12 protein-coding genes and 1 tRNA gene are annotated in these 12865 nt (G+C 66.1%); 10 read left to right on the plus strand and 3 right to left on the minus strand.

Going from position 1 to position 12865, the window contains the following annotated elements; genetic code table 11:
• Window positions 1-9 precede the first annotated feature (9 nt).
• Complete coding sequence (locus tag QW868_RS08785; protein ID WP_316230354.1) at window positions 10-1011, plus strand: NADP-dependent oxidoreductase; 1002 nt, start codon at window positions 10-12, stop codon at window positions 1009-1011.
• 75 nt (window positions 1012-1086) lie between these two features.
• Here the strand turns inward: QW868_RS08785 and QW868_RS08790 are convergent, their stop codons facing one another.
• Entirely contained in the window at window positions 1087-2769 is a 1683-nt protein-coding gene (locus QW868_RS08790; RefSeq protein ID WP_316230355.1) for an MFS transporter, read from the minus strand.
• A 166-nt stretch (window positions 2770-2935) separates the two neighbouring features.
• Between QW868_RS08790 and QW868_RS08795 the strand changes: the two genes are divergently transcribed.
• The 6 genes from QW868_RS08795 (at window position 2936) to QW868_RS08820 (ending at window position 9856) form a co-directional block, all read left to right on the plus strand.
• Window positions 2936-4309, plus strand: coding sequence for a hydrolase (locus QW868_RS08795; protein ID WP_316163028.1), 1374 nt, complete (start codon window positions 2936-2938; stop codon window positions 4307-4309).
• A gap of 199 nt (window positions 4310-4508) precedes the next feature.
• Window positions 4509-5900, plus strand: coding sequence for a cytochrome P450 (locus QW868_RS08800; protein ID WP_315778199.1), 1392 nt, complete (start codon window positions 4509-4511; stop codon window positions 5898-5900).
• A 69-nt stretch (window positions 5901-5969) separates the two neighbouring features.
• The gene (locus QW868_RS08805; protein WP_316230356.1) at window positions 5970-7379 is read left to right on the plus strand and encodes an adenylate/guanylate cyclase domain-containing protein; all 1410 of its coding nucleotides are present in this window, start codon (window positions 5970-5972) and stop codon (window positions 7377-7379) included.
• A 125-nt stretch (window positions 7380-7504) separates the two neighbouring features.
• The gene (locus QW868_RS08810) at window positions 7505-7972 is read left to right on the plus strand and encodes a TerB family tellurite resistance protein (RefSeq protein ID WP_316230357.1); all 468 of its coding nucleotides are present in this window, start codon (window positions 7505-7507) and stop codon (window positions 7970-7972) included.
• A 217-nt stretch (window positions 7973-8189) separates the two neighbouring features.
• On the plus strand, window positions 8190-8969 hold the full coding sequence (locus QW868_RS08815; RefSeq protein ID WP_315785793.1) for an SDR family oxidoreductase: 780 nt from the start codon (window positions 8190-8192) through the stop codon (window positions 8967-8969).
• 80 nt (window positions 8970-9049) lie between these two features.
• On the plus strand, window positions 9050-9856 hold the full coding sequence (locus QW868_RS08820; RefSeq protein WP_315785792.1) for a glutamine amidotransferase: 807 nt from the start codon (window positions 9050-9052) through the stop codon (window positions 9854-9856).
• 137 nt (window positions 9857-9993) lie between these two features.
• Here QW868_RS08820 and QW868_RS08825 read toward each other — a convergent pair.
• Window positions 9994-10069: transfer RNA gene (locus tag QW868_RS08825), tRNA-Ala, on the minus strand.
• A gap of 180 nt (window positions 10070-10249) precedes the next feature.
• Between QW868_RS08825 and QW868_RS08830 the strand changes: the two genes are divergently transcribed.
• The 3 genes from QW868_RS08830 to folD all read left to right on the plus strand — a co-directional run bounded on the left by QW868_RS08830 (window position 10250) and on the right by folD (window position 12120).
• The gene (locus QW868_RS08830; protein WP_315740475.1) at window positions 10250-10540 is read left to right on the plus strand and encodes a YggT family protein; all 291 of its coding nucleotides are present in this window, start codon (window positions 10250-10252) and stop codon (window positions 10538-10540) included.
• 93 nt (window positions 10541-10633) lie between these two features.
• Window positions 10634-10972: a DUF167 domain-containing protein gene (locus QW868_RS08835; protein WP_315740474.1), complete on the plus strand. Its 339-nt coding sequence runs from the start codon at window positions 10634-10636 to the stop codon at window positions 10970-10972.
• Window positions 10973-11235: 263 nt separating this feature from the next.
• Entirely contained in the window at window positions 11236-12120 is an 885-nt protein-coding gene (folD, locus tag QW868_RS08840; RefSeq protein WP_316230358.1) for a bifunctional methylenetetrahydrofolate dehydrogenase/methenyltetrahydrofolate cyclohydrolase FolD, read from the plus strand.
• 61 nt (window positions 12121-12181) lie between these two features.
• Here folD and ppa read toward each other — a convergent pair whose 3' ends face one another.
• Window positions 12182-12718, minus strand: coding sequence for an inorganic diphosphatase (gene ppa, locus QW868_RS08845; RefSeq protein ID WP_011923519.1), 537 nt, complete (start codon window positions 12716-12718; stop codon window positions 12182-12184).
• Between the last annotated feature and the right edge of the window lie 147 nt (window positions 12719-12865).

Genomic DNA, 12865 nt, shown 5'->3' on the forward strand with positions numbered 1-12865 from the left:
AGAGTCCCAGTGAAAGCCTACGTCGTCGAGAAGTACAAGAAGAAGGGCCCGCTACGCCTCGTCGAACGGCCCAATCCGCAGGTCCAGAGCGCTGGCGTCCTCATTCGCGTTCATGCCTCGGCCGTAAACCTGATCGACTCGAAGGTCAGGGACGGCGAGTTCAAGATCTTCCTGCCCTACCGTCTGCCCTTTGTGCTCGGTCACGACGTCGCCGGGACCGTCGTCAAGGTCGGCGATGGGGTCAGCCGCTTCAGGGTCGGCGACGAGATCTATGCCCGGCCAAGAGATCACCGCATTGGCACCTTCGCGGAATTCATCGCCATCCACCAAGACGATGTCGCACTCAAGCCCCGCACACTGACGATGGAAGAGGCGTCGTCCGTGCCGCTGGTCGCGCTGACGGCGTGGCAGGCTCTGGTCGATGTCGCGGAGGTGAAGCCGGGCGAGAAGGTCTTCATTCAGGCTGGCTCCGGCGGCGTCGGTACGATCGCGATCCAGCTTGCCAAGCATCTGGGGGCGACGGTCGCGACGACGACGAGTACGAAGAACGCCGCCCTCGTCAACAGCCTCGGCGCCGATGTGGTGATCGACTACACGACCCAGGACTTCGAAAAAGTTCTCTCCGGCTACGACGTCGTGCTGCACAGCCAGGATCCGAAGACGCTTGCGAAATCGCTGAACGTCCTGAAGCGGGGCGGCCGCCTCGTCTCGATTTCGGGGCCGCCCGACCCGGCCTTTGCCACGGCTCTCGGGCTGAACGCCGTTCTGAAGCTTGTTATCCGGCTGTTGAGCCGCAGCGTGCGCAAGAGGGCAAAGAGCCTCGGCGTTGACTATTCATTCCTGTTCATGCACGCCGATGGCCGGCAACTCGAGCAGATCGCCGGGTTGATCGATAGCGGCGCGATTCGCCCCGTCGTCGACAAGATATTCCCCTTCATCCAGACGCCCGAGGCGCTCGCCTATGTCGAGACCGGCCGTGCAAAGGGCAAGGTCGTGATCAAGGTGCAGTAGCGGGTTTCTTGATTGCAGCTGACAGCGATCCTGAAGCGGACATAGCTCGCGAAGGCTACGCTTGCCCCCGCCGTTCTAGGGCCCGCTGCGGGCCGCTGACGCAACGGCCGGTGCCTGCTCGGCGGTGCGGTCGATATCCTCCTTGGCCCGGACCGAGCCGAACGGGCGTTCCAGCATGCGGCGGATGCGCACCGGGTCGGTGCCGATGTGGAAGTCGATCGCGCGCTTGTGCAGCTCGCGCTCGGCGCGGGTCGAGCGGTTGCGCTGACGCAGATAGTCGATCCAGGTCGGGCAGTGATAGCGCTCTGTCCATAATTCGGGATCGGCGATGTCGCGGGCGATCGACCAGCCATAGGCGCCGTTGCGCTGGCGGCTGAGCTGCACGTCCTGCATCAGGTCGTGGAAGGCGCGGGCATTGTCCTCGGCGACGCGGTACTCGATCTCGACCACCAGCGGCCCCGAGCGCGGCGTCAGCTCGAGCTGTACCTCCGGATCGGCCAAGGTCTCGCCGTCCTCGTTGCGGGCGCCGATCGGCGGCATCCGCAGCCACAGGCCGAGCAGCGGCGACACCATCATCAGCGCGCCCGACACCAGCAGCGCGACCTCGACGCCGGCGGCGTCGGTGAGGCGGCCCCAGCCCCAGCTGCCGATCGCGATGCCGCCGGAGATCGCCGCCTGAAATGCCGCCAGCGCGCGGCCCGCGACCCAGCGGGGCGCCGAAAGCTGCACGCCAATGTTGAACAGCGCCACCGCCAGCATCCACACCGCACCGGCGATGACGAGCGCCGCCGCCGTCAGCAACGGCGCGGTGCTGAGTGCAACGGCCGCGGTGGCCGCGCCCAAGGTCAGCGCGCAGGTGCGGATCGCGGCCTCACCGGACAGCCGCTTCCTGATCTCGCCGATGTTGAGCGCGCCGACCACCGCGCCCATGCCGAAGGCGCCGAGCATGATGCCGTAGGTCTGCGCGCCGCCATGCAGCAGGTCGCGCGCCACCAGCGGCATCAGCGCCGAGATCGAGCCGCCGATGATGCCGGTGACCAGCGTGCGGATCAGCACGATCCGGATCGACGGCGAATGCACGATGTAGCGGACGCCAGAGACGATGGCGCGGTTGAGCGGCTCGCGCGGCAGGCGGCTCGGTTCGACCACGCGCCGCCACAGGAACAGCGCGGCCAGCAGCGGCAGATACAGCAGCGCATTCGCCGCAAAGGCTGCGACCGCGCCGGCAGCGGCGACCACCACGCCGCCGATGGCCGGGCCGAAGCTGCGGGCGATGTTGTAGCTGATGCCGTTCAGCGCGACTGCCGCCGGCAGCGTCTCTGGCGGCACCTGCTCGCTGACCGAGGATTGCCACGCCGGCCCCATCAGCGCCATGCCGCTGCCGATCACGAAGCACAGCGCCAGCAGCCGCTCTGGGGTCACGAGGCCGAGCCAGGCCAGCACGGTCAGGGTGGCGGCGCCGCCCAGGGCCACCGCAAGCGCAACCAGCGCGACGATGCGCCGATCATACATGTCGGCGATGGCACCGGCCGGCATCGAGATGAACATGACCGGCAGCATTAAGGCGGTCTGCACCAGCGCCACCTTGTCGGCCGACGACGTCATCTGCGTCATCGCCCAGGCGGCGCCCACGGCCTGAATCAGCAGGCCCAGATTCGACAGCAGGCTCGCCAGCCAGATGCGACGGAACACAGCGTGCCGCAGCGGCGCGGCGATGCTCTCGGCCGCAAACAGCTCACGTTTCTGCGGCGCATTCATGCCGTTCCGTCCACGTCGTCCGTCCGCATTGAACTATCGCTTGATTCCGCCCGGACGTATGTGATGCCTGCGAATGTCCGCCGCTGTCCAGTGCTCGCTATTCAGGCTCGCATCATGGACCGCGGCCAACGAACACAAAATGAATGAGACAAAAGGGAGACCGCCGATGAAGCTGACGCGCCGCACCATTCTGCAGACCATGGGAACCCTGCCCCTGCTCACCAGCGGTCTGACCTTACCTGCACGTGCGCAAACGGCGGCGGCGACCACATCGGCAGGCGAGATTCCCCCGATCCTGTTCGTGCATGGCAATGGCGACCACGCGGCGCTCTGGCTGACGACGCTGTGGCGGATGGAATCCAACGGCGTGCCGCGAACGCGCCTTGCCGCGCTCAACTTCACCGACCCGCTGGCGCGCAATGACGACGCCGTGGCGCAGCCGGGTCGCTCGTCGACCGACGACCAGCGGCGCGAACTTGCCGAAGCGATCAAGGCGCTCAAGGAGCGCACCGGTGCAGCGCGGATCGCGCTGGTCGGCAGCTCGCGCGGCGGCAATGCGATCCGCAACGTGGTGAAGAACGGCGGCGGCGCCGATGTCAGCCATGCGGTGCTGTGCGGCACGCCCAATCATGGCGTGTTCGACTGGGAGGACAGCCCCGGCAGCGAGTTCAACGGCCGCGGCCCGTTCCTGCGCGGACTGAATGTCGGTGACAGCGAGGTGGCCGAGGGCACCGCCTTCCTCACGCTGCGCAGCGACGGCCTCGACAAATATGCGCAGGCCGATGGCCGGCTGGTCGGCAAGCCCGGCGTGCCCACCGGGATCACTGCGGAAGGGCCGGCGTTGAAGGGCGCGACCAATCTCGTGCTCGGCGCGCTGGACCATCGCGAGGTCGCGTTCCACCCGCGCGCGTTCCGCGAGATCTACAAATTCATCGCCGGCCGTGAGCCGGCGCAGATCGCGATCCAGCCCGAGCAGCAGGTGCGGATCAGCGGCCTGGTGACGGGCACGCCGGGCGGCGCGCCGACCAATCGCCCAGTGGCGGGCGCAAGCGTGGAGGTCTATCGCGTCTCGATCGAGACCGGCGCACGCAACGGCGAGCCTGTCTATCGCGGCCAGGCCGGCGCCGACGGACGCTGGGGTCCCGCGGAGGTCGATCCGACATCCTATCTCGAGATCGTGCTGACCTCGCCGGGCGCGCCGATCACGCACTTCTACCGTTCGCCGTTCCCGCGTTCGTCCGACGTCGTGCATCTGCGAGCGGCGCGGCCGCTCGGCCAGGCCGATGCCGGCGCCGGAGCGATTCTCATCATGATCAGGCCGCGCGGCTATTTCGGCCTGCCCCGCGACATCGTGCTGCTCGACGGCAAGGAACCCGGGGACGTACAGAAGGGAATACCGACCGATGCAGCGACGACATTGCGGCTGCCAGCGGGCGACGTCGGGCGCAGCGTCATCGGACTGTTCAACGAGGAACGCATCGCCGCCCGTCTTTGGCCAGCATCGGAGAGCAGGATTGCGATGATCGAGCTGACTAATTAGTTGCTGGAGTATGATGGTACATCACAGCCTCGGAGAGCGCTGAATCGCGCTCTCCCACGCATGTTGCAAGCGAGGTGACCGAATTACCTCTGGCAGGAAACCGCCGTTCCGCGGCCGGCCGGTTCGTCCTACAGCAGCCGGCGCTCGGCATGCCGCCGGTCCGCCGTTCCCCGCTCACGACAGCGTCGAGAGGCAGTGAATGAGTACCGCCGAAGTCCACTACCTGCCGCAGGCACGCGTGCCACTGGTTCCTCCAACGCCGCCGCGGGCGCCGGACAGCATGGGCGCGCTGCGCCGCGTGCTGATGATGGGCGACAACGCGATCGCGACCTGGAGCCAGCGCGCCTATGAGGACGACATCATCCGCGGCCGCTTCTTCGGCAGCTCCAGCTACATTCTCAATACGCCTGATACCATCAAGCATGTGCTGGTCGACAATTGGGAGAACTACGTCCGCACCGTCGGCGCCATCCGCGTGCTGCGTCCAGTGCTCGGCGAGGGGCTGCTGATCGCCGAAGGCAAGGCGTGGAAGCACCAGCGCCGCACCTTGGCGCCGGCTTTCACGCCGCGCGCCGTTTCCGGCCTCGTTCCGCACATGGTCGCGGTGACCGACGAGACTGTTGTCCGGCTGAGAGAGCAATGCGGTCAGCCGCTCGACCTGCGCGAGATCATGCAGCGCATGACGCTCGACATCGCCGGCCGCACGATGTTCTCGTTCGAGATGGGCCGGCACGGCGCCACCCTGCGCGATTTCGTCTACGAGTATGGCGCGCGGCTGGCCAGCCCGCATCTGCTCGACATCGTGTTGCCGCTGTCCTGGCCGACGCCGCGCGACTTCGCGCGCCGACGCTTCCGCAAGCGCTGGACCGATTTCGTCGCCATGCTGATGGCCGAGCGGCGCGCGGCCGGCAAGCTGGAGGATGCGCCGCCGCGCGACCTGTTCGACCTGATGGGCGCGGCACGCGATCCGGAAACGGGCGCTGCGTTCACCGATGCGCAGCTCGCCGACGAGGTCGCGACCATGATCCTCGCCGGGCACGAGACGACCGCGACGGCGCTGTTCTGGGCGCTGTATCTCATCGCGCTCGACCCGGCCAATCAGGACAGGCTGGCGCAGGAGGCGCGCGCCGCGACGGATCTGAGCAATCCGGATCAGTTGCCGTTCACACGCGCGGTGATCGACGAAACGCTGCGGCTTTATCCGCCCGCCTTCCTGATTGCGCGCGCCGCAAGCGGGCCGGACCGTATCGCCGAGTTCCAGGTGAAGCGCGGCGACGTCGTGCTGATCTCGCCCTGGCTGCTGCACCGGCACGAGAGGCTATGGCAAACGCCCAACGCCTTCATACCGGATCGCTTCATGCCGGGCGCGCCGCCGCCGGAGCGCTTCGCCTATCTGCCGTTCGGAGCGGGCGCGCGGGTCTGCATCGGGGCTCATTTCGCCCTGACCGAGGCGGTGCTGGCGCTGGCACGGCTGGTGGCGGCCTTCGACATCGAAATGCTCGACGCCGCACCCGTGATGCCGGTCGGCGTGGTCACGACCCAGCCGGATCGCTCGCCGCTGTTCAAGCTCACGCCCAGGGCGGGCGTCTGATCCCGGCGGCGGCCGGGCCATCGCTTCGTCTCTTGCTTGTGGGTTTGCTAGGCACCATCTTAACACGCCATGAGCGACATCCAGGCCCAGCTTTCGGTTCTGAAGCAGACCGCCGATCCGGCCGTTGCGGACGCGATCACACGGTTGATTGAGGCGGGTGAAGATCACGAACTCAACCGTATCAATGCCCTGGAGTTCTCGGCGCGCGCCGGTCTCGATGAAGAACGGGTTATTTCCGGGTTCCTGCATGCTGCACGGATCGGCTTGTTCGATCTGACCTGGAACGTGCTCTGTCCTGGCTGCAGCGGCGTGCTGGATGCGCACGCCACGCTGAAATCTCTCCGCCATGACGATTACCATTGCGGACTATGCGCTTGCGGCTACGAGCCTTCCATCGACGAGCAGGTCGAAGTTGCTTTCACCGTGAGCTCCAAGGTCAGGAGCATCGCCGCTCACGATCCGAACACGCTGCCGCTCTGGGAGTATTACAAGCAGGTCTTCTGGAGTTCCGGGATCGACCTCAACCGGGAGTCTTTTGCCTCGCTCAGCGAAGAAGTGACGCTTGATGCGCTCGAGCTGCCAGCCGGTGAGAAGGCCGTGCTCTCACTGCAGCTCCCATCCGATTTCATCATCATCTTCGAACCGGTGACGCATTCTGCGCATTTCATCGACGTTCAGGGCGAGCCCACCAAGGAGCGCCAGCAGCTCGGACTGCTATTCAACAGGGCGCATCCTCCGACCGGATCGATCACGTTGCGTCCAGGCCCGCTGCGACTGGCGCTCGACAATCAGGCCGGCGTACGGACGCTGCCGACCGTCTTCGTTGCCGGCGATGCGCTCCACCATCTCCTCGGCAAGCGCCGGCCTTTCCTGACCGCCAAGCGCATATTGTCCAACCAGACCTTCCGCGACGTGTTCAAGGCGGACAATCTCAACATCGACCAGCGGCTGAAGATCACCTCTCTCACCTTCCTGTTCACCGACCTCAAGAGCTCGACGGCGCTGTATGAGCGCGTTGGCGATCTCGCGGCCTTCGACCTGGTGCGCGCCCATTTCCGCGCGCTGCTGGAGATCATCAACGCCGAGAAGGGCGCGGTGGTGAAGACCATCGGCGATGCCGTGATGGCGACCTTCATCCAGCCCGAGCATGCGCTGTCCGCGGGCCTGCGCATGCGCGCGGCGATGCAGCGGCTCAATGCCGAGCGCGGAACCGAGGATCTCGTGGTCAAGATCGGCATCCACGAGGGGCCGTGCCTCGCGGTGATGTTGAACGACCGCCAGGACTATTTCGGCCAGACCGTCAACATCGCGTCGCGCGTGCAGAGCCTGTCGACCGCGCAGGAGATCCATCTCACCGCGCCCGTGATCGAGAGCCCCGGCGTTGCCGACATCCTGCGGAGCGCGAAGATCGCGCCCATCCAGAAGCACGCCGCGCTGCGCGGCATCGCCGACCGCATGATGGTGTACGAAATACCCTGAGGCTTACCGAAATGTCATGCAGTCCAAAGGTCGCAGCGGATTGCCGGCGCAGCGTGGCATTTGCATATAATGAGCATTCGCCGGCCGGTTTGCGATCCGCTACGGATCTGACAGCGAAGGATTCCATGCTCGAGGGATTGCGCCAATTCATCGCCGACGTCGTTTCGCCGCAGGCGACTCCGGCTTTCGACGACAACGGCTATCAGCTGGCCGCGACCGCGCTGCTGATCCACGTCATCTCGCTGGACGGCGAGCCGAGCGAGGCCGAGCGGCGCAAGCTGCACGGGCTGATCGAGCTGCGCTTCGGGCTCGATCCCGGCAGCGCCGACCGGCTGATCGCGCAAGGCATGCTGGCGGAGGGCGACGCGGTCGATCTCTATCGCTTCACCAGCGTCATCATGCGCGAGGTCGATGAAGCGGGCCGCCTGCGCATCGTCGAGATGATGTGGGAGCTGGTCTACGCCGACGGCAAGGTGACCGAATTCGAGGACAATGTGGTCTGGCGCGCCTCGGAGCTGCTCGGCGTCTCCACGCATGACCGCCTCGACCTCAAGCACCGGGTGGCGGCGCGCAAGTCCGGCGCCCCGGCTTGAACCGCGTCGCTCCGGGTGGAACCGACTTCATGCGGAGATGAACAAACTTTAATTTTGTTCCGGACACCCCCGTTCATGTAAATCCATGTGAATCTGAGGCTATTGCCGCAATCCAGCGCAAGGCCATGCATCGCGGTGTCTTGCATGTTCCCGTCCCACTATGCTCTCGTCCGCCGCAATTGGATGATGTGCGAATTGTGATCGAAGAGCAGGGATCGTGGGTGAACGTGTCACGCTCGTAACGGGTGCCTCTGCCGGAATCGGCAGCGAATTGGCGCGCGTGTTTGCCGCGAACGGGCACCGACTCGTATTGACGGCCCGGCGCGAAGACCGGCTCGCGGCGCTGGCGCAGGAGATCGCCGCCAAGGGCGGCCCGGCGCCGCTGGTGATCCCCTGTGACCTCACCTCCCCCGACGCCGGCGCGACCATCGAGGCTGCGCTGTCGGCTGCCGGCCTGGAGCTGCAATATCTCGTCAACAACGCCGGCTTCGGCCTGTTCGGCAAGGCGGTGCAGCTCGACCGCGCCGAGCAGCTAGACATGATCTCGGTGAACGTCCGCGCCCTGACCGAGCTGTCGCTGCGTTTTTCCGACCAGTTGATCCGCAACAAGGGCGGCATCCTCAATCTGGGATCGGTGGCCGGGTTCCTGCCGGGGCCTGGCATGGCGGTCTATTACGCCTCGAAGGCCTATGTGATCTCGTTCACCGAGGCGCTGCGCAAGGAGCTGGCGCCGCATGGCGTCCGGGTCACGGTGCTGTGTCCCGGTCCGGTGCCGTCGGAATTCCAGGACCGCGCCGGCTTCAAGCCGGGCGTGGATTCGGTGATCCTCAACGTCTCGCCCAAGGCCGTGGCGGAAGCCGGCTATCGCGGCCTGATGGCCGACAAGCGCGTGGTGCTGCCCGGGCTCGGCATCAAGATCGTGCCGTTCATGCTGCGCTGGTTCCCGCGCGGCTTCATCCTCGCCGCGGTCGGCCGGCTGCAGCTGAAGCGGACCTGATCGCGCTGGCCCGGCGCTTGCTTTGCAATGTGCGCTCGCTCACGCGCCGTTAACCTTTGCTTAGCTATGATCGCCAGGTGATGCTCAGGCAAGACCCTTCGCTCCATCCGAACGGGACCCAGGCGGACGTTCGGCATCTCTACTCGAAGCTGGCCACGGCGGCTGCGCCGCAGCGGCCCGTCCTCATCATCCTGCATCAGGAAACATCGAGCCCTGGCCGCGTGGGCAACGCCCTGCGCGCCCGCGGCTATCCGCTCGACATCCGCCGGCCGCGGTTCGGTGATCCGCTACCGGAGACGCTCGATGGGCATGCGGGTGCCGTTATTTTCGGCGGTCCGATGAGCGCGAACGATCCGGACGACTTCGTCCGCCGCGAGATCGACTGGATCGAGGTGCCGCTGCGGGAGCAGCGTCCGTTTCTCGGGATCTGCCTGGGCGCGCAGATGCTGGCGATCCAGCTCGGCGCCCCCGTTGCGCCGCATCCAGAGGGACGCGCCGAGATCGGCTATTATCCGATCCGCCCGACCCGGGCCGGGCGCAGGCTTTGCCCGCATTGGCCTGATCACGTCTATCACTGGCACCGCGAGGGCTTCGATCTGCCTGATGGCGCCGATCTGCTCGCCGAGGGCGGCGACTTTCCGGTGCAGGCCTATCAATACCAGAACGCCACCGGGCTGCAGTTCCACCCCGACGTGACCTACGCGATGATGTGCCGCTGGACCACCCGCGGTCATGCCCGGCTGGACACCCCCGGCGCCCGTCTGCGCCACCACCATTTCGAGGGTCGCGCCATGCATGATGCCGCCGAGCGGGCCTGGCTGGCACATTTTCTGGATGGCTGGCTGGCGCGCGAGCCGGTGGCGGCGATGGCCGAGGCGGCGGAGTAGGATCGGCGTCCTGGTCAGTCGATTGGCTTGGAATGTTCAGACTTCAGCCCGGCTTCGCCAAGAGGCTACGCCGGGCACCACGCTTCGCCTTTCAGGCATTGCGTGGCTGCGCCACGCGTAGCCTGAAAGGCGAAGCGTGGTGGAGCCAGGCGGGATCGAACCGCCGACCTCGTCATTGCGAACGACGCGCTCTCCCAGCTGAGCTATGGCCCCGTAACACGACCGCTTTGATGTTGGGAACAGGCGGCCGGCAGATCGGGCGCCATTTACAGTCGGTGCCCTGGTCAAGTCAAGAACGGTCACATCGCCTGTTAGCCTTGACGGGCACCTTCCCTTGTTTGCGCGGGAGGGAACAGATATCTAACGGGTGATATCTCGTTCCAGGAACCCCGGATGATACGCCTCTTAGACTTCGTTGACTGGCTTCTCGGCCTGTACGTGTTCATCCTGGTCGTTGCGGCAATCATGTCCTGGCTGGTCGCGTTCAGCGTCATCAACGTCCGGAACGACTTGGTCCGACAGGTGCTTTACACGCTTGATGCTCTGACAGAGCCCGCGCTCCGACAGATTCGGCGCTTCGTGCCTCCTGCCGGAGCGTTGGACCTTTCGTTTCTCGTTCTCTTCATCCTCATCCAGTTCATCCGGTTCGTGATCATCCCGGCGCTTCAGGGTCTGTTTGTCTAGCGCCTGCACGCACTGACGTAGACGCGCGGGATTCAAGGGTGCTGCTTGCGTCAACTCAGGTCTGCTGCTGATTCGGATCGAGGGTCCCTATCGATGGTCCCTTGGCGATGTTCGAAGGGCGGCGTCACCCTCGCATTGCGGGTGACCCCACGCGGCGGCCGGGACGCCGTCGATGGCGTCGAGACGCTGTCCGACGGCCGCAATGTGCTGAAGGTCCGGGTGCGCGCGATCGCCGATGGCGGCGAGGCGAATCGCGCCGTGACCGAGCTGCTGGCCAAGGCGATCGGCGTCACCAAGGCCTCGGTGCGAATCACCTCTGGCGCGACGTCACGGCTGAAACAGGTCGCCATCGACGGCGATCCGTCGGCGCTCGATCAGGCCTTGCGCGACCTCACCGCAGCCCATAAGCCGACCCGGAAACAACGAGAATAGACGCAAGAAGCGCGAGCCGAGGCCTTTCGGCTTCGCAAGCGGCGATCTTCACCCTCCCCTGGAGGGGGAGGGTCGCCTCACGGTGAGCGAAGCGAGCGTGAGGCGGGGTGGGGTGATCTCTCCACCGGCACCGGCATCCGTGGCTTTCACCCCACCCCGCTCGCCCGCTTCGCGTGCTCCCACCCTCCCCCTCCAGGGGAGGGTGGGAGCACGCGGCCGGCATCTTGCTCGATGAACAGCCTTTGAACGGAGGATAGAGCAAAATGACCGCGCGCATCATCGACGGAAAGATCATTGCAGCCGACCTGCGCGCGCAGGTCGCCCGTGAGGTCGAGCGGGTCAAGCGCGACCATGGCCTGACACCAGGCCTCGCCGTGGTGCTGGTCGGCAACGATCCGGCGTCCGAGGTCTATGTCCGCAGCAAGCACACCCAGACCCAGGCCGCCGGCATGGCCTCGTTCGAGCACAAGCTGCCCGCCGACGTCTCGCAGGACGCGCTGCTGGCCTTGATCGGCAAGCTCAACCGCGATCCCGCCGTGCACGGCATCCTGGTGCAACTGCCGCTGCCGAAGGGGCTGGAGACCGAGGCCGTCATCAACGCCATCGATCCGGCCAAGGACGTCGACGGTCTGCATCCGCACAATGCCGGCCGTCTCGCCGGCGGCCAGCCGGCGCTGGCGCCGTGCACGCCGCTCGGCTGCATCATCCTCAGCAAGACCGTGCATGGCTCACTGGAGGGCCTGAACGCGATCGTGATCGGCCGCTCCAATCTGGTCGGCCGTCCGCTGGTGCAGCTGCTGCTGAACGAGAACGCCACGGTGACGATCGCGCATTCGCGCTCGCGCGACCTGCCGGCGCTGACCGCGCGCGCCGATCTGGTCTACGCCGCCGTCGGGCGCCCGGAGATGGTGAAGCGCGACTGGATCAAGCCGGGCGCGACCGTGATCGACGTCGGCATCAACCGTATCCCAACGGCTGACGGCAAGACGAAGCTGGTCGGCGATGTCGCCTATGCGGAAGTGGCGGAGGTCGCCGGCGCGATCACGCCGGTGCCCGGCGGCGTCGGCCAGATGACGGTCGCGTGCCTCTTGGTCAACACGCTGCGCGCCGCCTGCGCCATTGCCGGGCTGCCGAAGCCGGCGGTGTAACCACCTGCGTCATTCCGGGTTCAGCCGCTGCGCGGCTGCCCCGGAATGACGTCAATCGTTTTCACTTCTTCGCGGCTTTGGCGCGCGCGATGCCCTCGGCGATCAGCTGGTGGGCGTCGTCGGCATTGCCCCAACGCAGCACCTTCACCCACTTGCCGGGCTCGAGATCCTTGTAGTGCTCGTAGAAGTGCTGGATCTGCTGCAGCGTGATGTCCGGCAGGTCCGAATAGGTGCGGACCTTGTCGTAGCGCTGGGTCAGCTTCGAGGACGGCACCGCGATGATCTTCTCATCGCCGCCAGCCTCGTCCTCCATCAGCAGCACGCCAACTGGGCGCACGCTCATGACCGCGCCGGGCACGATCGCGCGGGTGTTGGCCACCAGCACGTCGCAGGGATCGCCGTCGTTGGACAGCGTGTGCGGGATGAAGCCGTAATTGCCGGGGTAGCGCATCGCCGTATAGAGGAAGCGGTCGACGAACAGCGTGCCGGCTTCCTTGTCGAGCTCGTACTTGATCGGCTCGCCGCCGACCGGCACTTCGATGACGACGTTGACCTCGCGCGGCGGATCTTTCCCGATCGGGATGGCGTCGATGCGCATGGATGCTCCGTAGAACTTGAACGTTTGGGAACTTGAACGTTGAGGGTCGGACGCTCGACAGGCGAGCGCTGGCATTCGCAGTCGCAAAAAAATCGCGGCTGCGCAACAGCTACCTCAGGCCAACACTTTCAGTTCAATCCGCCGGCG

It is taken from the genome of Bradyrhizobium sp. SZCCHNR1051, assembly GCF_032489615.1.
In the GTDB taxonomy this organism is placed as follows: Bacteria; Pseudomonadota; Alphaproteobacteria; order Rhizobiales; family Xanthobacteraceae; genus Bradyrhizobium.

What these genes read in the sequence shown, in the direction of transcription:
- QW868_RS08790 (WP_316230355.1), bottom strand. Translation starts at nt 2,769, where the DNA reads ATGAATGCGCCGCAGAAACGTGAGCTGTTTGCGGCCGAGAGCATCGCC.
- QW868_RS08795 (WP_316163028.1), top strand. Translation starts at nt 2,936, where the DNA reads ATGAAGCTGACGCGCCGCACCATTCTGCAGACCATGGGAACCCTGCCC.
- QW868_RS08800 (WP_315778199.1), top strand. Translation starts at nt 4,509, where the DNA reads ATGAGTACCGCCGAAGTCCACTACCTGCCGCAGGCACGCGTGCCACTG.
- QW868_RS08805 (WP_316230356.1), top strand. Translation starts at nt 5,970, where the DNA reads ATGAGCGACATCCAGGCCCAGCTTTCGGTTCTGAAGCAGACCGCCGAT.
- QW868_RS08810 (WP_316230357.1), top strand. Translation starts at nt 7,505, where the DNA reads ATGCTCGAGGGATTGCGCCAATTCATCGCCGACGTCGTTTCGCCGCAG.
- QW868_RS08820 (WP_315785792.1), top strand. Translation starts at nt 9,050, where the DNA reads ATGCTCAGGCAAGACCCTTCGCTCCATCCGAACGGGACCCAGGCGGAC.
- QW868_RS08830 (WP_315740475.1), top strand. Translation starts at nt 10,250, where the DNA reads ATGATACGCCTCTTAGACTTCGTTGACTGGCTTCTCGGCCTGTACGTG.
- QW868_RS08835 (WP_315740474.1), top strand. Translation starts at nt 10,634, where the DNA reads ATGGTCCCTTGGCGATGTTCGAAGGGCGGCGTCACCCTCGCATTGCGG.
- folD (WP_316230358.1), top strand. Translation starts at nt 11,236, where the DNA reads ATGACCGCGCGCATCATCGACGGAAAGATCATTGCAGCCGACCTGCGC.
- ppa (WP_011923519.1), bottom strand. Translation starts at nt 12,718, where the DNA reads ATGCGCATCGACGCCATCCCGATCGGGAAAGATCCGCCGCGCGAGGTC.